Origin of the sequence: Psychrobacter sp. DAB_AL43B, from assembly GCF_900168255.1 — a bacterium.
Classification (GTDB): Bacteria; Pseudomonadota; Gammaproteobacteria; order Pseudomonadales; family Moraxellaceae; genus Psychrobacter.
Window position 1 is genome coordinate 864,970 of record NZ_LT799838.1, and the last position, 22,560, is coordinate 887,529.

18 protein-coding genes are annotated in these 22,560 nt (G+C 42.1%); 14 read left to right on the top strand and 4 right to left on the bottom strand.

Annotated features, from left to right (window positions below; all coding sequences use genetic code 11):
- Positions 1-58: 58 nt before the first annotated feature.
- Complete coding sequence (locus DABAL43B_RS03750; protein ID WP_079693023.1) at positions 59-544, top strand: phosphate-starvation-inducible PsiE family protein; 486 nt, start codon at positions 59-61, stop codon at positions 542-544.
- Between the two features lie 254 nt (positions 545-798).
- Here the strand turns inward: DABAL43B_RS03750 and corA are convergent, their stop codons facing one another.
- Positions 799-2,013: a magnesium/cobalt transporter CorA gene (gene corA / locus DABAL43B_RS03755; RefSeq protein WP_079691130.1), complete on the bottom strand. Its 1,215-nt coding sequence runs from the start codon at positions 2,011-2,013 to the stop codon at positions 799-801.
- A 63-nt stretch (positions 2,014-2,076) separates the two neighbouring features.
- A complete protein-coding gene (locus DABAL43B_RS03760; RefSeq protein ID WP_079691131.1) occupies positions 2,077-2,466 on the bottom strand; it encodes a DUF2237 family protein in 390 nt (129 codons plus the stop codon).
- A 518-nt stretch (positions 2,467-2,984) separates the two neighbouring features.
- Here DABAL43B_RS03760 and DABAL43B_RS03765 point away from each other — a divergent pair.
- The 13 genes from DABAL43B_RS03765 (at position 2,985) to DABAL43B_RS03825 (ending at position 19,861) form a co-directional block, all read left to right on the top strand.
- On the top strand, positions 2,985-4,292 hold the full coding sequence (locus DABAL43B_RS03765; RefSeq protein ID WP_079693024.1) for an ATP phosphoribosyltransferase regulatory subunit: 1,308 nt from the start codon (positions 2,985-2,987) through the stop codon (positions 4,290-4,292).
- Positions 4,293-4,464: 172 nt separating this feature from the next.
- Entirely contained in the window at positions 4,465-5,754 is a 1,290-nt protein-coding gene (locus tag DABAL43B_RS03770; protein ID WP_079691132.1) for an adenylosuccinate synthase, read from the top strand.
- Between the two features lie 269 nt (positions 5,755-6,023).
- Positions 6,024-6,476, top strand: coding sequence for a lysozyme inhibitor LprI family protein (locus tag DABAL43B_RS03775; RefSeq protein ID WP_079691133.1), 453 nt, complete (start codon positions 6,024-6,026; stop codon positions 6,474-6,476).
- 392 nt (positions 6,477-6,868) lie between these two features.
- The gene (ndk, locus tag DABAL43B_RS03780; RefSeq protein ID WP_079691134.1) at positions 6,869-7,300 is read left to right on the top strand and encodes a nucleoside-diphosphate kinase; all 432 of its coding nucleotides are present in this window, start codon (positions 6,869-6,871) and stop codon (positions 7,298-7,300) included.
- Between the two features lie 318 nt (positions 7,301-7,618).
- On the top strand, positions 7,619-8,848 hold the full coding sequence (rlmN, locus tag DABAL43B_RS03785; RefSeq protein ID WP_079691135.1) for a 23S rRNA (adenine(2503)-C(2))-methyltransferase RlmN: 1,230 nt from the start codon (positions 7,619-7,621) through the stop codon (positions 8,846-8,848).
- A 223-nt stretch (positions 8,849-9,071) separates the two neighbouring features.
- A complete protein-coding gene (gene pilW, locus DABAL43B_RS03790; RefSeq protein ID WP_227516734.1) occupies positions 9,072-10,007 on the top strand; it encodes a type IV pilus biogenesis/stability protein PilW in 936 nt (311 codons plus the stop codon).
- A complete protein-coding gene (locus tag DABAL43B_RS03795; protein ID WP_079691137.1) occupies positions 10,004-10,822 on the top strand; it encodes a helix-turn-helix domain-containing protein in 819 nt (272 codons plus the stop codon). Before pilW ends, DABAL43B_RS03795 begins: the two co-directional genes overlap by 4 nt.
- Positions 10,823-10,991: 169 nt before the next feature.
- Complete coding sequence (ispG, locus tag DABAL43B_RS03800) at positions 10,992-12,107, top strand: flavodoxin-dependent (E)-4-hydroxy-3-methylbut-2-enyl-diphosphate synthase (RefSeq protein WP_079691138.1); 1,116 nt, start codon at positions 10,992-10,994, stop codon at positions 12,105-12,107.
- A gap of 127 nt (positions 12,108-12,234) precedes the next feature.
- Positions 12,235-13,548: a histidine--tRNA ligase gene (gene hisS / locus DABAL43B_RS03805; protein ID WP_079691139.1), complete on the top strand. Its 1,314-nt coding sequence runs from the start codon at positions 12,235-12,237 to the stop codon at positions 13,546-13,548.
- Between the two features lie 144 nt (positions 13,549-13,692).
- The gene (locus tag DABAL43B_RS03810; RefSeq protein WP_079691140.1) at positions 13,693-14,487 is read left to right on the top strand and encodes a YfgM family protein; all 795 of its coding nucleotides are present in this window, start codon (positions 13,693-13,695) and stop codon (positions 14,485-14,487) included.
- A 184-nt stretch (positions 14,488-14,671) separates the two neighbouring features.
- Complete coding sequence (gene bamB / locus DABAL43B_RS03815) at positions 14,672-15,880, top strand: outer membrane protein assembly factor BamB (RefSeq protein ID WP_079691141.1); 1,209 nt, start codon at positions 14,672-14,674, stop codon at positions 15,878-15,880.
- Positions 15,881-16,270: 390 nt separating this feature from the next.
- Positions 16,271-17,692, top strand: a complete 1,422-nt coding sequence (der, locus tag DABAL43B_RS03820) for a ribosome biogenesis GTPase Der (RefSeq protein WP_079691142.1) — start codon at positions 16,271-16,273, stop codon at positions 17,690-17,692.
- A 207-nt stretch (positions 17,693-17,899) separates the two neighbouring features.
- Positions 17,900-19,861 carry a sensor histidine kinase gene (locus tag DABAL43B_RS03825; protein ID WP_079691143.1) on the top strand — a complete coding sequence of 654 codons (1,962 nt, stop codon included), beginning with the start codon at positions 17,900-17,902 and terminating at the stop codon, positions 19,859-19,861.
- 124 nt (positions 19,862-19,985) lie between these two features.
- Here the strand turns inward: DABAL43B_RS03825 and DABAL43B_RS03830 are convergent, their stop codons facing one another.
- On the bottom strand, positions 19,986-21,152 hold the full coding sequence (locus DABAL43B_RS03830) for a D-alanyl-D-alanine carboxypeptidase family protein (protein WP_079691144.1): 1,167 nt from the start codon (positions 21,150-21,152) through the stop codon (positions 19,986-19,988).
- Between the two features lie 588 nt (positions 21,153-21,740).
- Positions 21,741-22,085: an MCR_0457 family protein gene (locus DABAL43B_RS03835; RefSeq protein ID WP_227516735.1), complete on the bottom strand. Its 345-nt coding sequence runs from the start codon at positions 22,083-22,085 to the stop codon at positions 21,741-21,743.
- Positions 22,086-22,560 lie beyond the last annotated feature (475 nt).

Below are 22,560 nucleotides of genomic sequence, written 5' to 3' on the forward strand. Positions count from 1 at the left end.
GAAACTACTATCAGAGCAGCGGTCTGAGCAGGAAATTAGTAGAGAAAAAGATGCCAATATACTGAAACCAAATATGGGCATGCATGAACGTCTACAATATATCGGCAGAGAGTTTGTCGATATTTGCCACTATATTATATTATTCTTAATCAGTATAGTGGTAGTTTGGACAGCCGGTAAAGAGTTTTTTATTATATTCCAAAAAGGCTCGGCAGATTTAAAAGATATCTTATTACTCTTTATTTATCTTGAGCTGCTGGCGATGATTGGTATTTATTTTAAAACGCATCGTTTGCCGGTACAGTTTTTAATATTTATCGCTATTACAGCCTTGTCACGACATTTAGTGGTCGATGTACAAGCCGTGTCGGATAACTTTCATCTGTGGTTATTGGCAACGATTTCTTTTGCCATTATGGTACTCAGTGCTTCCATTGTCATACTAACGTGGACCGCTAAAATGTTTGGGCGACCAGAAGATTATTTGGACGATCATCAAGTTCCTAGTACTGAGCATCATCTGCCTAGCGTGGATAGTAAGTAGTATCTTGAATGATTGTTTTTATTAACATCATATAAAATGCTGGGTAGATATAAATCATTTACTCAAAAAAGGGTTGCCAGTAGGTAACCCTTTTTTTGTTTTATGCGTTATAGTCGATCCACTATAAAAAAATACGGTGCTACTGGGATAAGTTTTGCGCCGCCTCTGTCTGCGCAGGCACAGCAAGCAAGGAAAATTTATACCAGTAGCGCGTTATAATATTTGTACTTACTTTATTTAGGATTGACTTTAACTTATAACCAGCCTAAGCGCTTAAAGTTAAAGTATAGATAACTACATAGCGAGCCGATAACCAGCATGATCACAAGATAAGAATATTGCCAATGTAACTCGGGCATAAAGTCAAAGTTCATCCCGTAGATACCGGCAATCGCCGTCGGTACTGCTAAAATCCCTGCCCAAGCGGCAAGTTTACGAACCACTTCGTTCTGTCCCATATTAACCATAGCCAGATAGGTGTTCATCACCACGCTCAGCATCTCATTAAGCCCGTTGATGGCATCTAAAGAATGTAATAAATGGTCATTGACGTCACGGAAGTAAGGTTTTGCAGCGTGCGAAAAAGGTGAGACTAGATCGCTTTTTTGATGATTAATAAAGAAGCTACAGATATCTTGCACGGGTAAAATAACCGCACGCATATGTACCAATTGTGATTTTAATTCATATAAGTTTCTAAGCGTTTCTTTATTAAATTCATAAGTAAAAATATTGCGCTCTTGCTCACGTAAATAGCTGCCTAAGCGGTCGGTCACGGGCATATAGTTATCGACGATAAAGTCAATCACAGCGTGCAAGACAAAAATAGGGCCCATACGTAGTTTTTCAGGGCGGCGATTACAGTGCTCGCGTACCGGAGCATAGGAGTTCGAAGGGCCATTACGGATGGTAATCAGATAGTTCTTACCCATAAATATCGCTGTGGTACCGTAGCGTATGACATTGCCTTCAAGCTTAGCAGTACGCAATACCACAAATATCGTATCATTATCATAGCTTTCAACTTTGGCGCGTTGATGGTCAGCAAAGGCATCTTCGATTGAGAGCTCGTGCAAATCAAAAGCTTCCTTTACCTCAGAGATCGTTTGCAGGCTAGGCTCATAAAGACCCAGCCAGATAAACTGACCGCTATTGCTCAAAGCACGACTGACATCTCTGAGCGCTATTTTGTTCAACTGCTCACCAGTTTTACGTGAGTAAGCATAACAATTGACCACTTCATTCGCACTTAACGGCTCAATATCTTCATAGCGCTCAGAGTCTGGATCATAGACGGTCATCGTCTCAATGGTGTCTTCGACCGTCGCATCCGCATCGCCATAGATATAGCTGTCATAATTGTCTAAATAGGCATGCTCATCTCTGATAGTGGCGTCAATAAGACGGACATTAGACTCAGGTGTGATACGCGTTGTTGTTTTGACAATCAAGTCGTCATCTTGGTTCATACCCTCTCCTTTAGCCTAAGTAGAGAAATAAATATAAAAAATAGCTTATGCAACTGATGTAAATTACAGCGCAAAGCGTTTTAACGTATCAATATCTACTAGGTCTAGCAAGCTCTCGTGACAGGCTTCAAGCTTTATCTGCGGAGCCATATCCAAGTCTAATGCTTCAACCCAACGTAGCGCACAGACACACCAGTAATCACCAGGTTGTAAGCCTGCAAAACCATACTCAGGTAGGGGCGTGATAAGATCGTTGCCACGACTGGCTGAAAAGTTTAAAAATTCACTGGTCATCTTGGCGCAAACCGTATGTTGACCGACGTCATGGTTGCCGGTATGACAAAAGCCATTGCGATAATAGCCGGTAAGCGGGTCAAAACAACAGCTGGCTAGGGCAGTGCCGAGGACATTGGTTTGATTGATGGCTGGATTTGGATGATAATCAGATGACATAATACTTCCACAATAAAAATATATGCTAGTGTAACATGAGTCGACTTCGAAGGCGTTATTCAACCACATACTGCAATCTCTTAGCCCTAAGAAAAAGGTTGATCCTAAAATAGAAGTTTATCTCAACAGCACTGTATTTTCTTTTAAAGTATATGGACTATACTGAGATAAATCGATTACCTAAGTAACCTTCTTATAGAATCCGAGAATGAATTAGATGACGATTGTGGTTAATTGTCACTAGGCGAAGCTTGGCTGCTATGCTAAACTAAAGCATAAAGTGCCTTGATTATTTATCATGATTTTTGAGCACATAAAGATAGACGTCTTATCATCCTAACTTATACTAATTACTCACCTTTTTGCGGTTACCTAGTTTGCTTATAAATAATTGGGTCAGTGATGTTGCGCGTTAAAAATAAAAAATGCCTATCATCCCTGCAATTGTAAATATAACCTTTAAGTACCGCATCAGTACCGCGTTTTTTGGTAAGCGATACGCCAAACAAGGATTTATTGTGTCTGCCAGTTCTGATTCTGCAAAACCTGCCCTGTCAAACCCTACAAAGCAAGCGGCTACTCAGCCTGCTGATAATAACGCTGTATCTAATCGATTACCCTATCTAAGTAGCTTTGCTAGCGAAGTTGCTAATAGCTGGTTGCTGCCTGATGGGGTGGTCGATGTGTTGTTTGAGGATGCGCATAAGCAAGAAGTACTTAGGCATCAATTGACACAACAGCTCATCACGCATGGTTATCAATTAGTTTGTCCGCCAATGATTGAGTTTACCGAATCGTTATTAAGCGGTGCTTCAGAGGATTTAAAACGTCAAACCTTTAAGATTATCGATCAACTAACCGGTCGCTTGATGGGCATACGCGCTGATATTACGCCGCAGATTTTGCGTATTGATGCGCATCATGGTGGCGACGGTATCGCGCGTTATTGCTACGCAGGCGATGTGATTCATACTTTGCCGTCAGGACTTTTTGGCTCACGCACACCGCTACAGTTAGGTGCTGAAATATTTGGCTGCGCGTCGCTTACAGCAGATATCGAGCTGATAGATGTATTGTTTAGCATGATAAATAGCTTGGATATGAGCGCTGCACTGCACGTCGATTTGGGTCATGTAGCCATATTTAAGCGTTTAGCAGAATTAGCAGAATTGTCTGATAGTGACACTGAGCAATTGATGCATCTTTATGCCAATAAAAACCTGCCTGAGCTTAAACGGCTTTGCCAAGCATTGCCGATGGGTAATGACTTTTATGCCTTAGCGCGCTTTGGTCATGATATTGTAAACTTATTAGCGAAGTTGTCAGATAACGCTCAGCAAGATATCGAAATTGTAACCGCTATCGATGAGTTACAACGTCTAAAAACACATTTGCAAGAACAGTGGCAGTGTCCTGTGAGCATCGATGTCACAGAGCTGTCAGGCTATCACTATCATACCGGCATTGTGTTCAATGGCTATATCAATAGCGAGACCCAGCCGCTGGTACGTGGCGGGCGTTTCGATGGTATGAAAAGCGGCAATCAATTAGCCAGTAATCAGCCGCGTGAAGCCACAGGCTTTAGTATGGATGTCAGTCGTTTACTTGCGCATACACAGCTTGAGGCGCCAACCGTCGTGCTGGTCGACCATAACGCATTAAGTAGTTTGGACAACGAACAGATGCAGCTGCTATTACAACAAGTGGCAAGCTTGCGTCAACAAGGCTATCGCGTCACTATGCCATTAAGTGCAGAAGATATGCCAGTAGGGTTGACCTATCGTTTAAACTTTATAGATAATCAGTGGCAGCTAGAATCTGTTTAAATTTGAAAACTCTCTAAATCTAGAAGCTATTTAAATAAAAACCATTCAGTTATTAAGTCGCTAAGAAACATACAGCTGAAAAAGTATCATTTTTTAGCATTACTTTAATTTTGATATATTTTTTTTAAACTATTATTGCACACACCTCAATACATAAAGGTAAGGATTAATCATGGGTAAGAATGTCGTAGTTTTGGGTAGCCAATGGGGCGATGAAGGTAAGGGTAAGATCGTTGATTTGCTTACTGAAAAAGCCTCAGCAGTCGCTCGTTTTCAAGGTGGTCACAACGCTGGTCACACCTTAGTTGTCGATGGCAAAACCACCGTCTTACATTTGATTCCATCAGGCATTTTACGTGAAGGTGTGACTTGCTTTATTGGTAATGGCGTAGTGTTAGCACCAGATGCCTTGCTAAAAGAGATGAAAGGTCTAGAAGATAATGGCGTGCCGGTTCGTGAGCGTCTACGCATTTCACCTAACTGCCCACTCATCATGCCATATCATGTGGCACTCGACCAAGCGCGTGAAGCCAAGCGCGGTAGCGGTAAAATCGGTACCACAGGTCGCGGTATTGGGCCTGCGTACGAAGATAAAGTAGCCCGCCGTGCGATCAAGCTTGCTGACTTATTCCGTGACGATTTAGAAGAAAAGCTGCATAACTTAATCGAATATCATAACTTCCAACTGACTCAATATTATAAAGTTGAAGCGATTGATTTTGATGAGACGCTTAAGCTTTGTAAAGAGTGGAAAGAAGCAATCAGAGGCATGGTTACGGATGTGACCGAAGAGCTTGACCAATTGCGTCGTGCTGGTAAAAACCTAATGTTTGAAGGTGCACAAGGTACGCTACTTGATATCGATCACGGTACTTATCCGTTTGTGACCAGCTCAAGCGTGACTGCTGGTGGCGTGTCAACTGGTACTGGTATTGGTCCGTTATATCTTGATTATGTATTGGGTATCACTAAAGCTTATACCACGCGTGTCGGTAGCGGTCCGTTCCCAACGGAATTGTTTGATGATGTTGGTGCGCATTTAGCCAAAGTTGGTCATGAATTTGGTGCAACGACTGGTCGTGCCCGTCGCTGCGGTTGGTTTGACGCCGCCGCTCTACGTCGTGCAGTGGTATTAAACTCACTAACCGGTATTTGCTTGACCAAGCTTGACGTCTTAGATGGTTTAGAAGAGCTGCTTATTGGTGTTGGCTATGATCTACCAGAAACTGAATGCGCTGGTGCGCATGATGCTGAGTTCTACGAATCAGTAACGCCACAGTACGAAACGCTTGCAGGCTGGAGTGAATCTACCGTTGGTATTACCAATTATGATGACTTACCAGAAAACGCCAAAAAATATATCAAACGTATTGAAGCATTGATCGATTGTCCTATTGATATTATCTCAACCGGTCCTGACCGCGAAGAGACTATCGTCCTACGCGATCCGTATGATGCATAATTTGTTTACGACATCGCCAAAATAGCTTGTTGTGGTTAAATAAAAAATCCCAGTGCTCAGCATTGGGATTTTTTATGTCATTTTTTTGATAAATCGCTACCAGACACTATTAACTCTTTAATTACACTAAATGAAGGTAAGCTATACTAAAAAAGGCTAAGATAAAGCTTAATAGTGTTATTTTTCTTAAAAGCTATTATGTGTCTTTTAAGAGGTACTATGCGGTGAAAAGGATTTTACCAACGTCTAAATGATAAGGGAGAAGCAATATGACAATCAACATTATAACCAATAGAGCTACTAACAAAGCCACCAATATTATCCAGCAGTCCATCCGCAATTTATCATTGGTACTGCTAGCTTCCGCTGCCTTTATGTTACCCACGCTATCTTGGGGTGCACAAAACTGCGATAAACCTATTAATGACTTTGACGGCTTATATTGCTTAACCAAAGTATATTTAGAAGCAGATAAAGAGCTTAATAACTCATATGAAAAGCTAACTAAACGCTTAAGCGCCAAACAAAAAACCACGTTAAAACGTGGACAACTTGCTTGGATGCGTGAGCGCAATGATCGATGTAGTTATAATGATGAAGATGGTTTTTATGTCAACATGAACTGTGCTACTCGAACAACCACTGAGCGTGTGAACTTCTTAAATGAGCGTGTGCGTGAATGTGCCGCTGGCAGTTGTCGCGACAGTCGTTTGGGAGAGTAACGATAGAGTAGCTGTATTATAAAGCTGCTGGTTAGCGGTTAAGCTGTCTCAGATTTCATATTTGATCAAAACCCCTAATGCTATATGTTAGGGGTTTTTTCTAATAAGGCTTATAAACAATTTTTGCTAAGTTTTATGCCCGTACATGGAAAAGGTTATAGTCTATAAATAGAAGCGTATCAACGATTAATAAGTGCTAAATTTACCGTTATGCAAGCTACGGTCATAAATTAATCCTATCATTTATAGCCTCAATCATTATAATAGGCAACAATCACGCGCTGAGAGTTATGTATTCCGCATTGGCATACGTAAATGAGAGACATCAGCACGGCGATCAAAGATAAAATAACGTATTTATTATCTAACTTATTATTTATTAGGAGCTCATCATGGCTATCGAACGCACTTTATCTATCATCAAACCTGACGCTGTTGGCGGCAACCATATCGGCGCTATTTATGAGCGTTTTGAACAAGCCGGTCTAAAAATCGTTGCTGCTAAAATGCAACAATTAGATGACGAAAAAGCAGGCGGTTTTTACGCTGAGCATGCTGAACGTCCATTTTACGATGACTTAAAATCTTTTATGATGTCAGGTCCAGTATTGGTATCAGTATTAGAAGGCGAAAATGCTATCGCTAAGCATCGCGAAATCATGGGCGCTACTAACCCAAAAGACGCTGACAAAGGCACTATCCGTGCTGATTTCGCTAGCAGCATCGATGAAAACGCGGTTCATGGTTCTGATTCAGCTGAGTCAGCTGCACGTGAAATCAGCTACTTCTTCAATGAAGATGAAGTTTGTGCGCGTACACGTTAATAGCAGTTTTTATTAGCAGCCGCTATTATAAACAATAGCGCTGACTAATAATTAGTGTGGCGAGACGGCTTATATCTTTTGGTATAAGCCGTTTTAGCTATTATAATAGTCTGACTATGTATTGAAATTTTCATTATTCTCCCTCATTATTGGTTTTACTTAGCGTTATCAATCCTTTATCAGTATGTTGTTATCAGTTTATGATAAAAAATGCGCTCATAACGGATTGCTCATGCATTCATATATTGGGTATGTCTAGCAACGCCCATCTCAATAATTGCATCGCTTATAATAGCAAATGCAAAAAGGTTATTTATTATGTCGACTGTTCAAACTCCTGTCCAACATGTCCCAGCCAAGACTGCTAAAAGCATCAAATTGGTAGATGAGGCGCAGGCGAAAACCAATCTACTAGGTATGACCCAAGCGCAATTGGCAGATTACTTTAAGAGTATCGGTGAAAAGCCGTTTCGCTCGACGCAAGTAATCAGATGGATTTATCAGCAAGGGGTGACCGATTTTGAACAGATGACTAATTTAAGCAAAGGTCTGCGCGATAAACTATCAGCCAATGCCTGCGTCATCCCGCCAAAAGTCATCCATCGCCAATATAGTGATGATGGTACGCGTAAGTGGGTATTTGAAGTCACTGGTGGCTCATTGGTTGAGACGGTATTGATTCCTGCTGATGATAGCAAAATTAACGGTCGTAAGACCTTATGTGTATCTTCACAAGTAGGCTGTGCGCTAGACTGTAGCTTTTGTAGTACCGGTAAGCAGGGCTTTGAGCGCGATTTAACAGCAGCTGAAATTCTCGGTCAATTGTGGGTTGCTAATGCTTCTTATATGACTGATAAGAACGACAGCTTAGAAGGCGTTGATCATAGCTTATGGGAAAATAACGTCACCAACGTTGTGATGATGGGTATGGGTGAACCGTTATTGAACTATCGTCCCGTTGTCAGTTCAATGGAGTTGATGCTCAGTGACCATGCTTATGGTTTATCAAAGCGCCGCGTTACCTTGTCAACTTCAGGTGTGGTTCCTAAGATGTATGAGTTGGCACAAGAGCTTGATGTCGCTTTAGCGATTTCATTACACGCACCAAACGATGAGCTACGCAATGAGCTGGTACCGATTAATAAAAAATACCCACTAGAGCAGCTGATGGCGGCCGCAAGAAACTACGTTTTTGACGTAAATCCACGCCATAAAAAGCACGTCACTATTGAATACGTCATGTTAGATGGTGTCAACGACAGTAATGAGCATGCTAAACAATTGGTAACCTTATTGGGTGATTTACCAAGTAAAATTAACTTAATACCGTTTAATCCTTTTCCACATGCAGACTATGATAAGTCGAGCAATAATCGCATTCATGCCTTTAGCAATATACTAAGTGACGCAGGTTTTGTCTGTACCATTCGTCAAACACGCGGTGATGATATTGATGCCGCTTGTGGGCAATTGGTTGGGCAAGTAGCAGACAGAACACGTCGTTCAGCTGCTTGGCAGCAAAGTATCAAAGACCGTGAAAATATTTAGCGCCCAGATTTAAGTCTAAAAGCTCAAGCACAATTTAAAGAAGCCTGCTGACCGTTTTTAGCACGCTTTAACTGTCATTTTTCCGTCTTGATAGTAACAGAAATGTAGCCATAGTGATTAATAACCACTAATTAGCAACTAAATTGTACTTAAGTGGGTTAAATCTATTAAACTGATGCCTCGATGATCGAACGCATTGAATCACAGTTTTATGATGGTAGCCATGATGACTTCTAAGAATTCTTATCAGTTTAAATATCAAACACTTTTTTCTCATACGATGAAGCGGTTGAGGTTTACGGTTTTTCAAAAAAGTAGCTCGCAGCGTGTCTTGCTTGCAGGTGCGCTGAGTGCTCTGCTACTGTCCGGCTGCCAAAGCACACCGACCAATGATTTATTAAATGGCACCCCTTATCAAACTTCAACGCGACCGAATGATGATCGTAATTTAGATCAGCAAGAAATTGCTCGCGTTCGAACGACACTTGCTGCACAATATATTCGCAAAAACGAGCTTGATGCAGCACAGCGTCAACTCGAAAAAGCCTTGGCTGCCGATAGCCGTTATGCGCCAGCCTATGATATGATGGGCGTTTTGATGCAGCAAGAGGGCAGCCGCCTTAATCTTGAAAAAGCCGATCAGTACTTTAAAAAAGCCATTGCCTTTGATAAAGAATTTTATCAAGCAAATAATAATTATGGCGTTTATTTGTCGCAGATGAAGCGCTACAAAGAGGCGGCAGCACAGCTTGAGATTGCAGGTGCCGCGCTAGGCTATGAAGGTCGTATTGGTGCGTTAGAGAATTTAGGTCGTACTTACCTTCAGCTAAACGATCACCCAGCCGCGGCCAAAGCTTTTTTGCGTGCCTTAGAAGGTAATCGTAATAGTATTATTGCCCACATTGAGTTGGTTGATTTATTACTCGAGCAGCAGCGTGTGCAGCAAGCACAAAGGCTTTATGATGAAACATTAATATTGGTGAAGGGGGATGCTATTAGTCCGCGTCTACTCTTACAAGGTATCAAACTTGCCGCTGCGCAAAATAACATAGCAACGCGCCAGCAATTGGCACAGCAACTTTTGTCCGCTTATCCGCTAAGCGATGAAGCAAAACAACTTAAGACTTGGCTTAATAATCCAGAGGCACCATGGAAATGACCAACCCATCATCAAACACTCAATCTAACGCTCAGGGATCATTTGGTGCCATGTTGCAGCAAGCCCGCAAAACTAAGCAAGTAAGTTTAGAGGACGCGGCCGCTGAGTTATTTATTTTAAAACGTCATTTGCAAGCATTAGAAAATGAAGATTTTACTGTTTTACCACAAGCGGCATTTGCCCGTGGTTTTGCGATTAACTATGCCAAATTTTTGGGTCTAGACCCAGTCAGAATAGCGAGTAGCTTTGATGCCGCTTACCCTAATGAGCTAAAGTCGCGTTCGCCTAGTAATATTCAGTCGCCACTGCGTCCTATGGGTACTTTGCAACGTGATACGCATAACCGTATTCGTTTTAATCCGTTACTTATCATCGCGGTCATCGGGGTCATTATTTTAGCGATTTTTTTATTTCGTATGGTGAGTAATGCGAGCAAAGAAAACACTGAACAGCCGGTATCGACGGGCGAGGATATATCAGCGGTAGAACAAGCGCAAGGGGCGGCCATTAATACGGATGCCACAGGCGTTGGAGCTTCGGGTTCGGCGCTAAATCTAGGTGGCGATCCAAGTACAGCGCCTGCTACTTTAGATGTTAAGCTGACGGATGCCGCTGTCGTTAGTATCACAGATGCCTCTGGTAGTAGCTTGATAAATGGTTCTCAGGCGGCTGGTGATTATCAACTTTCAGGCATGCCACCATTTAATGTGCAGATTGATAATATCAATAATGTCAGCTTAATGCTTAATCAAAAAGCAGTCGCTTTGAATAGTTATGCGAATGGTAGCCAAGCCAGCTTTGAGTTAGCCCCTTAAAGTATTAAGCGGTTAGTTTTTAATTGACCAGTTTTTAAGTTACTGTGAATTTTATAAGCAACTGTTTAAAAATCACTGTTTAAAAGCAACTATCTAAGAATGGCTGTTTTAAAACGATTATAATTACGTTTATTTTCCGTTCTCCTCGTTCCAATGAAAGGGTTTGTTTATGTCAACGTCAGCGCCTATTAACCGTCGTCTTACCAAGAAAATATATGTCGGTGATGTTGCGATCGGTGGCGATGCACCGATTAGTGTGCAAAGCATGACCAATACCGACACTTGTGATGTGGCAGCAACCGTTGCACAGATTGAGCGCTGCGTAGAAGCAGGGGCGGATTTAATGCGGGTTTCGACCCCGACGATGGATACGGTAAGAGCGTTTGGTGAAATTCGCAAATTGGTCAGCGTACCTTTAATTGCCGATGTGCATTTTGACCATAAAATTGCTTTAGCGGTTGCTGAAGCCGGTGCCGATTGCTTACGTATTAACCCTGGTAACATTGGTAGCGATGCCAAAGTACGCGAAGTGGTTGCCTGTGCTAAGCACTACAATATTCCCATTCGTATTGGCGTTAATGCCGGCTCTTTAGAAAAAGATATTCAGCGCAAATATACTGAGCCAACCGGCGCGGCGATGCTTGAGTCAGCGATGCGTCATATCGATATATTAGAGCGCCTTAACTTTGATCAATATAAAGTGTCCGTCAAAGCCAGCAACGTATTTTTGACCTTGGATGCTTATCGCCTTATATCTGCACAGATTGATAATCCGCTGCATTTAGGCGTGACCGAAGCTGGTGTCTATCGTACCGGTGCAGTCAAATCTGCCATCGCTCTTGGTGGTTTATTATTAGACGGTATCGGTGATACTATTCGTATCTCATTGGCCGCAGAGCCAGAAGAAGAAATTAAAATCGGTTTTGATATTTTAAAGTCGCTGAATATTCGCTCTAATGGCGTTAACTTTATTGCTTGCCCAAGCTGCTCACGCCAAGAGTTTGATGTGATTAGAGTGATGACAGCGCTAGAATCACGTTTAGAAGACATTCGTGAGCCAATGAATTTGTCAGTGATTGGCTGTAAAGTGAACGGTCCGGGTGAGGCCAAAGAGGCCGATATCGGTATCGTTGGTGCGGCACCAAAGTCGCTGGTATACCGTATGGGCGAAAAAAGCCATCTGATTGATACGGATAACTTAGTCGATGAGATAGAAAGCATGGTGCGTGCCCATGCAGAAGACTTGGCAAAAAAACGTGAAAATGAAATCATTCGCGTAAGATAATTGACAGTTTTGGTTTATAAGTACAAATCATTCAAGTGCAAGTTAGCCATTAAAATAACGCTCAATGAAGCGCAAAGACTATAATAATAGTAATCCCTGTTAAAAATTTTAAGGACACGACCGTACCATGATTAAAGCTATTAAAGGGTTTAATGATATTTTGCCTGCACAGTCTGCAAAATGGCTGCACTTAGAGTCGATATTGGCTGACGTGCTGGGCAGGTACGGTTATGAGCATATTCGCTTGCCTATCGTTGAGCAAACCGATTTATTTGCCCGTGCGATTGGCGGCGCAACTGATATCGTCGAAAAAGAGATGTATAGCTTTACTGATAAGTCTGATCCGCCAACGCCATTAGCGTTACGTCCTGAAGGGACAGCTGGGGCGGTACGAGCAGTCATCGAGCACAACCTTTTACGTGGTGACACACCTAAGCTTTGGTATATTGGTCCGATGTTCCGTTATGAGCGTCCGCAAAAAGGCCGTTATCGTCAGTTTCATCAATTGGGTGTTGAGAGCTTTGGTAGTGCATTACCGGATGCAGATGCAGAACTGATTGCGATGACGCATCTGATGTGGCAAGCATTGGGTCTAAAAGACGAGATGCGTTTACAGTTAAATAGCTTGGGCGAGATTGATGAGCGTCACGCTTATCGCGAAGCACTAGTGACTTATCTGACGGATAAGCAAGAGCAGCTAGATGACGATAGTAAACGTCGTTTGACGACCAATCCGCTACGTATTTTAGATAGTAAAGAAGCCAGTACCCAAGCGCTATTGGTAGATGCACCAAAGCTTGCTGATTTCTTGGGTGCGGAAAGCGTGGCGCATTTTGAGCAAGTTCAAACCTATTTGACTGAGCTTGGTATCAATTTTGAGATCAATCCGCACTTAGTGCGCGGTCTTGATTATTATAATAAAACGGTGTTTGAGTGGGTAACTGACAAGCTTGGTAGTCAAGCGACCGTATGTGCCGGTGGCCGCTATGATGGCCTGGTCGGACAGCTAAAGTCTATGGATACGCGTGATAGCAAAGAGAATAATAAAGAGAATAGCAAGCCGGTAAAATCTGAACCAGCGGTTGGTTTTGCAATGGGGCTTGAGCGTTTATTGTTGCTGATTGAAGCCGTCGCCCCAATAGCTGATCTGCCAGCTTGCGATATCTTTGTGGTTGCCCATCCGGAGGTTTATAGTGCCGGTATTGGTTATGCTCAAGACTTGCGTTATAGCCGTCCAGATTTGCGAGTAAAAATGGCAAGTGCTACTAGCCTGAAAGCACAAATGAAAAAGGCCGATAAATCAGGTGCTGCATTGACCGTTATTATCGCCCAGCAAGAAATTGATGATAAAACGATTAGCATCAAAGATATGCAGACCGGTGAACAACGCACGGCCGCGCAAGAGTGGTTGTCGAATAAAGAGAATTTTGCTCGCCATTAATCTTTGCTCGCATTAAACTGGTTAGCCAATTATTTGAGTTAACATGGCATTGTTGTTAATGGTATCGTTCTTAATGACATTGTTCTTATATGCCAATGCGCTTAGCTTTAGCAATTTAATATAAATTTTATCAGGTAAAAGTATATGGCTCTGACCCCTAATTCGCCGAATGCAGACAACTCAATGCAAGCGTTAAAGCAATATGGCAGCTATATCGTCACTGCAATTTTGCTAGCATTAGCCGCCTATTTTGGCTGGACTTATTGGCAGAACAATCATGCGCGAGTAGATACGGTTGCGGCGGATCGCTATGCTGATATTCAACGTTTGAATGAAGAAGTCAGCTTAGCAGCGCAAAACCCAGACCTAGAAGCTGAAGCACAAGCGTCATTGGCTGAGAGCCGTACGCAACTAAATAAAGATATTGATGCTTTGGTGAACACACATGGTCAATCTGTCTATGCTTGGCAGGCACTGATGATTAAAGCACGTCAGCAAGTCGATAGTGATGATTTTGCTGCTGCTAGTGAAACCTTTAAAAAAGCCTTAGCCATTGATTTAGGTGATCCAGGCTTAGAAGCAATCACTCGTCTGCGCTATGCGACAACACTGTTGGCAGCAGGGGATGCAAAGGCAGCATTAACCGAAGCCAATAATGATATGCCAAGCTCGTTTGAAGCCAGCCAACAAGAATTGCTAGGTGATATTTACTTGGCACAAGACAATAAAGACTCAGCGATCAAATCTTACAATAATGCTTGGGAATTGTTACGTAATCGTAAAGAAACACGTGCAGTATTAGCGTTGAAAATGGAAAGTCTGGGTATCGTACCTGAGCCTATCGAAGAACAAACCGGTCTTATCCAAGAGTCTACTGCAACAACGCAACCATTAGTGATTGAAGACTCGACAGAGGATGCTGCAGGTGCTGGCGCATAATCGCTCAGCTCGAATCTGTTAACCAATATAGCAATACTTCAAACTGTTCTACAAACGAAGTAGCGCAGTAAGCTAGTAGAATAATATGAATAACCAGTACTCATCCAAAGTACGTTGTTATTCACCACGTGCTTGCTGATCGCTAATTTATTAATGATTAATTTATTTGTAGTGAGACCTTATAATGACCCTAGCTATTCGCTCTAACAAAACTATAAAAGCCAAGACCATGAGGTCGACGGTCATGCACGTAGCAGTAATTGCAGTGATGGCAACTGCGGTCGTTGGCTGTAACCGAGGTATTAAGCCAGTCGTTAATGACCCCGTAAAATTGGTACAAATTGCGCAACCGATTAGTGTGTTGCAGCCTGTTTTTAGTACGGACGTCGGCAATAAAAAAGTCAGCAAAAAAGATCCGCTTGATTTACAAGTTGGCTATGCTAACTCGCAAATCGTCACGGCATCACGCGGTGGTGACTTGATAGGTTTTGATCAGGCGGGCCAGCGTTTATGGTCAGTAGATGTCGGCGACCAAATCACAGGCGGTGTCGCACTAGATGCATTGAGCCAAACGGCTATTATTAGTACCCGTGGCGGTCAAATAATGGCATTTGACAGTGCAACTGGCGCAAAACGCTGGCAGCAACAATTAACCGGTTCAGTGTTGACGGCAGCGCTCATTACCAATAATCGCGTTATCCTATCGGCTAATGATGGCTTTTTACATGGCTTATCGCTACAGACTGGTCAATCAGTCTGGCAGTTTGCTACTCAAGTGCCTGCTATTAGTGTGCGCGGTAGTGCAGCGCCGACTTTATTAGATGCTAAGACTGCATTGTTGGCCACGGCTGATGGACGTTTACATGCGGTTACGGCGGATAATGGTTTGCCATTATGGTCAAGACGCGTTGGTGTTGGTACAGGCAGCAGTGAAGTTGAGCGCATGAGCGATGTCGATGGAACGCCTACGGTAGATAACAATCAATTATTTGCCATCAGTTATAGTGGTCAGTTATTAGGCATCGATTTAGCCTCACGACAAGTCATGTTCGTCAATGAGCTTGCCAGCTTAAAAGCGCTTGCAGTTAATAACCAGCAAGTTATTGCCACTAGCTTAGATGGTAAAGTTGTTGCTTACAACCGCAGTAACGGTGAGGTTTTGTGGGAAAGCGAAGAGTTGGCTTATCGTCACTTAACCAATCCTGTGATGATTGGCAACTATATCGCAGTAGGTGATTTTGATGGGGTGGTGCATTTATTTGACCCAGCCAGCGGCAAGATCGTCAGCCGTGTACAGACCAAAGGGGCGTTGACCAATTTGCAAGTACAAGGTAGCCGCTTGATGACCCAAAGTACTTCAGGGCAAGTGGCTATTTGGCAGTTGGCACGCTAATTTTTATGAGTTTCTGTTTTATTGAATGAGTGTTTTTCATACCACTCATTCAATAGACAGGCTGATAATAAGGTTAAGAAAAAACGCTGCTTTGTCAGCGTTTCGTGCCTTGTGAAATGGCTTGTTTAAATAGGGGCTTTCGCGTACTCTATGCGACCGGTGCATTATCGGCGTTATCTATATATAATAGCTATACACAATCCTTATAAATAATACCTAGATATGATTTAACCAGCGTATCTAGTAATCGTAAAATAACCAATTATTGTTTTTCGCTATCATTTTATTTTTTATTATTCATTTAAATTTGCGGTCATGTGCAGCTATTCGCTACTATTTTATAAGAATAACCGTACGGTCCGTCATTGTGCCCTTCACTGAGAGTAACCCATGAGTATCAAGCCTGTGGTCGCCTTAATTGGTCGTCCAAACGTCGGTAAATCTACCTTATTTAACCAGTTCACTAAAAGTCGTCAAGCATTAGTTGCCGATTTATCAGGGCTGACTCGTGACCGTCAATATGGTGATGCCGAATATGAAGGTAAAGCATTTATCGTCGTAGATACCGGTGGTATCGGTGAAGCGGACGATGGCAGAGGCGATATCGATGATTATATGTCTGAGCAGTCGTATACGGCCATTCATGAAGCCGACATCATTGTTTTTGTGGTTGATGCACGCGCAGGGATGATTGGTGCCGATGCCGAGATTGGTAAGTTTTTGCATACCCTTGGTAAGCCTGTCTATGTGGTTGCTAATAAAGTCGATGGCGTGCATGATTCGGCGCCTGCTGAATTTTATGCATTAGGTTTGGGCGAACCATATCCGATGGCAGCCAGTCACGGTCGCGGTGTGGGCAACCTGTTAGAGATTCTGACAGCTGATATGCCTGATCAAGAAAACATGGTTGAGCCGAGAGGTTTAAAGCTTGCTATTATCGGTCGTCCAAACGTCGGTAAATCCACCCTTGTTAACCGTTTATTGGGTGAAGACCGCGTAGTGGTTTTTGACATGCCTGGCACTACCCGTGACAGTATTTATATCCCTTATAAACGCGATGGCAAAGATTATGTATTAATTGATACGGCTGGTGTACGTCGCCGTGGCAAGATTGATGATAAGGTAGAAAAGTTTTCTGTTATCAAAACGCTGCAAGCGATTGAAGACTCAAACGTAACGGTTATTGTTATTGATGCGCAAGAAGGTATCGTCGATCAAGATCTGCATATGATTGGCTATGCGCTTGATGCGGGTCGCGCTTTAGTCGTGGCGATTAACAAGTGGGATGGTCTAACTGCTGATCAAAAAAACTATATTAAGATAGAAATGGATCGCCGTTTTAACTTTATCCCGTATGTAAAAGTGCATCAGATATCGGCTTTGCACGGTACGAATGTGGGTAATTTATATCCTTCTATTTTGCGCGCTTATCAATCGTCAATGTTTGAGGTCTCAACCAATCGCTTGACGCAGATTTTACAAGACGCGGTCACCGCCAACCCACCACCAACGGTTGCCGGTCGCCGTATCAAGCTACGCTATGCGCATATTGGCGGTCATAATCCGCCAGTAATTGTCATTCATGGTAACCAAACCGCATCACTACCGAAGAGCTATCAACGCTACCTTGAAAACCAATTCCGTCAGGTGTTTAAGCTTGAAGGTACACCGCTCAACGTTATCTTTAAACAAAATGACAATCCATACGCCAATAAAAGCGACACGCCAACCAAAGCTAAAGCACAGCAGCTGCGTCAACGTGAACGCAATCGCGCGCAGAAATTTACCACTAAAGATAAAAAGCCGCGTTAATTTTACCAAACTACCATCGTCTTTATACTCTTCTAACAGATAAAGTACGTTCTATACGGCTTTGTTATGATGACTGTCTTAGTTGTCATGACAAAGCCGTATTAACACCTCGTATCAAAAATTTGTATGAAAATCTCATGTTTCACTTATCACGCTTTTAAAATAGCGGTAATATAATCGAAAGTTGTCTTAACTCAGTTGAGTGATATGAACAACCGGCCGTCTCAAACGCTTCCTATGCTCATTTGGCAGTCTATCATGCAGACCATGATTTTGGCTGTATTGGCAGGTCTGTTATTATCTTTTGTATATGGCTTTGTGCAGCATTATAAAGAGACGCGTCAGCATATTCAGCAGCTCGCTACCTTACTGAGCATTAGTGCTTCGACGGCAAATTCGAACGACGTGGTTAATGAGCAAGTACGTTTTTTGTTGCAAGGTGAGCTCGGCGTTAAAAGTATCTTATTTTATACAACCTCTCAGCCTATTGTTGATGACAATGAATTAAGAAATGATTGGAAAAATGCTTTATTTGCCAATACTGTCAGCTTCAATTATCCAGTAGTCGGTGATCATACCAATAAGATTGCCTCATCTATAGATATTGATAATACCAATACCAATCAAACAAGTACCAGTGAGCGACCCGCTATAAGCTTGCCGGACAATACGCTGGTATCTAATGCTTCTGATGAGTCAGCGACTGACAATGCCTTGATTGGCCATATTAATATTACCTTAGATGTAGCAACACTGCGTGCAAATTGGGTTAAAAACAATCTATTGCTTTGGCTCATGATTACAGCGTTGGCTATTATTTGGGCGTTGTTTATTCTGCGCAAGCTTAACTGGCCATCCAAAGATATTGCGGCTCTCACTGAAGTGTGCGATATCGTGATAAAAAATCCAGAACTTGAGCAATTGCCCATGATTCATCAGCGTTTCGGCTTTCAAGAATTGGTGCAGATTAAGCAGGCTTTTATTACTCTGTTCAATCGTTTACAAGTAGCAAAGCAAGACTATCAGGCGCTTGCCGTTTTTGAGCAACAATTGCATCACAAAGACTTATCGCTTGATGTGCAGCTGCACAATTTCCAAAGTATGATTACCCATGAGCTAAAAACCTCACTGAATGCAATTGTCGGTGGTTTGCAGCTATTGGATGATGAGCACTTAAGCCATGAGCAAAAAGACGCGGTCGATATTATTCGAAGTGGTAGTGACAAATTGGTCTTGACACTGGATCAAATTATTCAGTTGAATCAGATACAAAAAGGTCAAATCAGTCTGCAGTCGCGTGAATTTAACCCGCTGCAACTCATCGCTGATCTTTTAGCGGATTTTGAGCCTGCTGCCAAACAAAAAGGCTTAGAGTTAATCAGCCATATCCATCATATAGATTATACCCTTGAGGGCGATGTCGAAAAAATACAGCAGATATTAGCGATACTCGTCAACAATGCGATTAAGTTCACCCCAGTAGGACAAGTGACTATTACGTCGCAGTTGACCCACTTTGATAACAGTAATCGCTGGCAGATTAACGTCAAAGATAGCGGTATTGGTGTTGATAGTAATTTTATAGAGGATATTTTCAACCCGTTCTTTCAGGTAGATTCGTCGCAAACTCGTCAGTATGAAGGGTCGGGCATTGGTCTGCCAGTGGTTAAACAGATGGCTCAGCTAATGAGTGCCAGTATTGAAGTTGACAGTGCGCTAGGTGTGGGTACGGACTTTACGCTTACCATTCCCCTGTCTAACCAACGTCAACCTCGACAGCAGCAGCTGCTGAGTGGATTGACAGTGGTATATTACTATTATCATGAGAAAGGGTCACTAGCGGATGAATTAGAACGTTTGGGCGCGTCTGTCATCTGCTATCACCATGAGCAGCTTGTTATTAATGAGATGATGACAAAAAAAGCCGACATGCTCATGTTTGCAGAAGATGTATTCCCAAGAACAGCGGAGTCATTAGCCAGGCGTGTCCGTGCGTCTGAGACCGATTATCGTGCGTTATTGGTGTTTTGGTATCCACAGCAGCAGGCACGATATTTGGACAGTTTTGAGTTTGGATTAAAAGCAGCGGGTATAGATTATTGTGAGATTGCCACTTATAAAGATAAAGCACTGAGTGAATTATTAAAAAGCTGGCTGGCATGGCCATAAAACAGACATAAAAACGGATATAAAAGTAGACATAAAAAAGACGCCCAATATAAAGGCGTCTTTTTTAATATTAAAATTACTGATATAAGCGCTATTATTTAGAGGCTATATTTTAAATGAAGGGTTAAAACAAGTTTTGCGCCCAGCGAGTAAAACGTTGCCATATACGGCTCATAAAACCTGATTGCTCAATATCGCTAGTGGCAATAATAGGCACCGATGCGACTGCTTTGCCATCAATGACCGCCATCATTTTGCCAATTTCTTGACCTTTCTTGATAGGGGCTTCTAAGCTTTCAGGAATATCGACCACAGTAGTGATTTTATTCTTTTGCGTTTTACTGGTCAGAATTTGCAAGTTATCACCAGTGGCAACCTCTATTTCATCTGACTCCCCAAACCATACCGGTACTTTGCTGACAAACTGCCCAGCAGGTGCTTTTGTAACGGTTGTGAAATGACCAAAACCCCAGTTAAGTAATTCACGTGACTGATCAGCACGTGCCTGCTGACTGTCTGTACCCATGATGACAGAGATGAGGCGCATACCATCACGATTACTAGAAGCCGCCAAGCAGTAGCCAGCAGCATCGGTATGTCCTGTCTTTAGACCATCAACCGTAGGGTCGGTCGCGAGTAGGGCATTACGGTTACCTTGAGTGATACCATTGTAGGTAAACTCTTTTTCAGCATAAAGACCATAGTAATCGCCGCTGTTTTTGATAATAGCGCGTGACAATTTTGCCAAATCTAAAGCCGAGGCTTGGTGACCTTCATCGGGCATACCGGTCGCGTTAACAAAATGGGTATTTTCCATACCAAGCTTTTGCGCTTGCTCATTCATCAAAATAGCAAATGAAGCTTCGCTACCTGCGATATGTTCAGCCATCGCTTTTGATGCATCGTTGCCTGATTGAATGATAATACCGCGCAGCATATCGATGACACTAGCGGTTTTATTGACCGGTACATACATGCAGGATTGGCTGCTACTACCGCGGCACCAAGCATTTGGACTCATCAGTACTTGTTCATCTTCTTTGAGGTCGCCTGATGCTAAGCGCTGCTCAATGATGTAACTGGTCATCATTTTAGTCAAGGACGCTGGCGGGAGTGCTTGATTGGCGTTTTTTTGTGCCAATATTTCACCAGTATTATAATCCATTAATACATAGGCCGTATTTTCCATCTCTGGTGGTTGTATGGCTGCGTTCGCCATCATTGCACTCATAGAAATACTGACACCCATTACCAGCTGCACCAGCTGTTTTTTCACATGCTTTACTGTCATAGATTGTTACACCGCATCATAAAACCAAATGTATCTGTCGCTTATACCTAACACCATATCTTTACACAATCTTTGGCAGACTGTGTTAAATCTCAAGTTAAACCATGGATTTTTTTGAGAGCAGAGGAGACTAAGCAACGGACATAAAATTAACGCCTTATCTTAGCAAAATGCCGACCGATGGGGAAACGATAAATATAATAAAATAGGACGCGATTAAAAACAGAGAATTTATGTTTATAAAATGTGGGCTGATAAGAAAATAAGCTTATAAAATACCTGTATATTTAAAGCACCTATATACTTAAAGCGCATATATATTAATATTAACGAATATTTTTTTGCTCACCACAAAAAAGCTTGCTGCCATCCCGTTAACATAACAGGATGGCAGCAAGCTTTTTTAGCAAGTCACCTCAATGGCTAAGCTTATAAAGCTACTTTTCCACAAGGCTAATGCAGTATTTCAACATAGGGGTTATGAGTAGTATAAATAGATAGTGCCGTTGAGTTATTGTCGTTAATTATGACGGTTTTTATCTATTTAGCATCAGTTAGTTAAAGTAGCTTATTCATAAGAGGTTACTACTAATATTCAGCATCTGCTAAATCTTCGCATAAGGCTTTATTTTCTTGCTTAGAGAATCCCATCGTCCAGCTGCGGATACCTTGTAGTATCTGGCGGTAATCCTGCTGTGTAGACAGGTATTGAATAGCAGCTTTTGGATCTTCTAACGATGGCATCAACTCGTGGAGCTGCACGTTATAAGATTTATAAAAGCGCTGTTTTTGTTTACCATTTAGCATCGATGGGCATATCTCTGATAGCACTTGCATCACCGCAATTTCGTGCTTAGTGATATTAATGCCAGATAGATCTAGAGGTATGGTTGTCGCAGTATTAGTGGCGGCATTGGTCGCTTGAGACAGCATAGCAACAGACGTTATCAGTCCAGCGAGCCCAACTTTTGAGGCAGTCTTTGCTATTACAGAAACTATAGATAATATCGATTGATTATTCATTCAGTATTACACTCGCTTATCTTTATTTAATGATGCTATGTTAATGGGTAAAAAAACAAAAGTCACATAAAATATTGCTTTATGTGTAGATATATTGTGAGCCAAACAGGGTCTACAGCAACATATCAGTAGTATAAATGGGTAAGTTACGTCAACATAAAAGTATAAGTTGATATTGTTGTGGGTTGTTGCCTACTGTAACCTCATCAGAGGTTTTTACGCTAAAAAATGACGATATTTTTAGTGATAAAGTCAGCAATAAAATCGACTATCAAGCAAATTCTGCATAAAGACTGGGTTCGTGTCTATGGACTAATAGGGTATAATCGCCCAAAATATAGTCATGCCTATTAAATATTTAAGCAAAAGTTTAAACAATTATGGT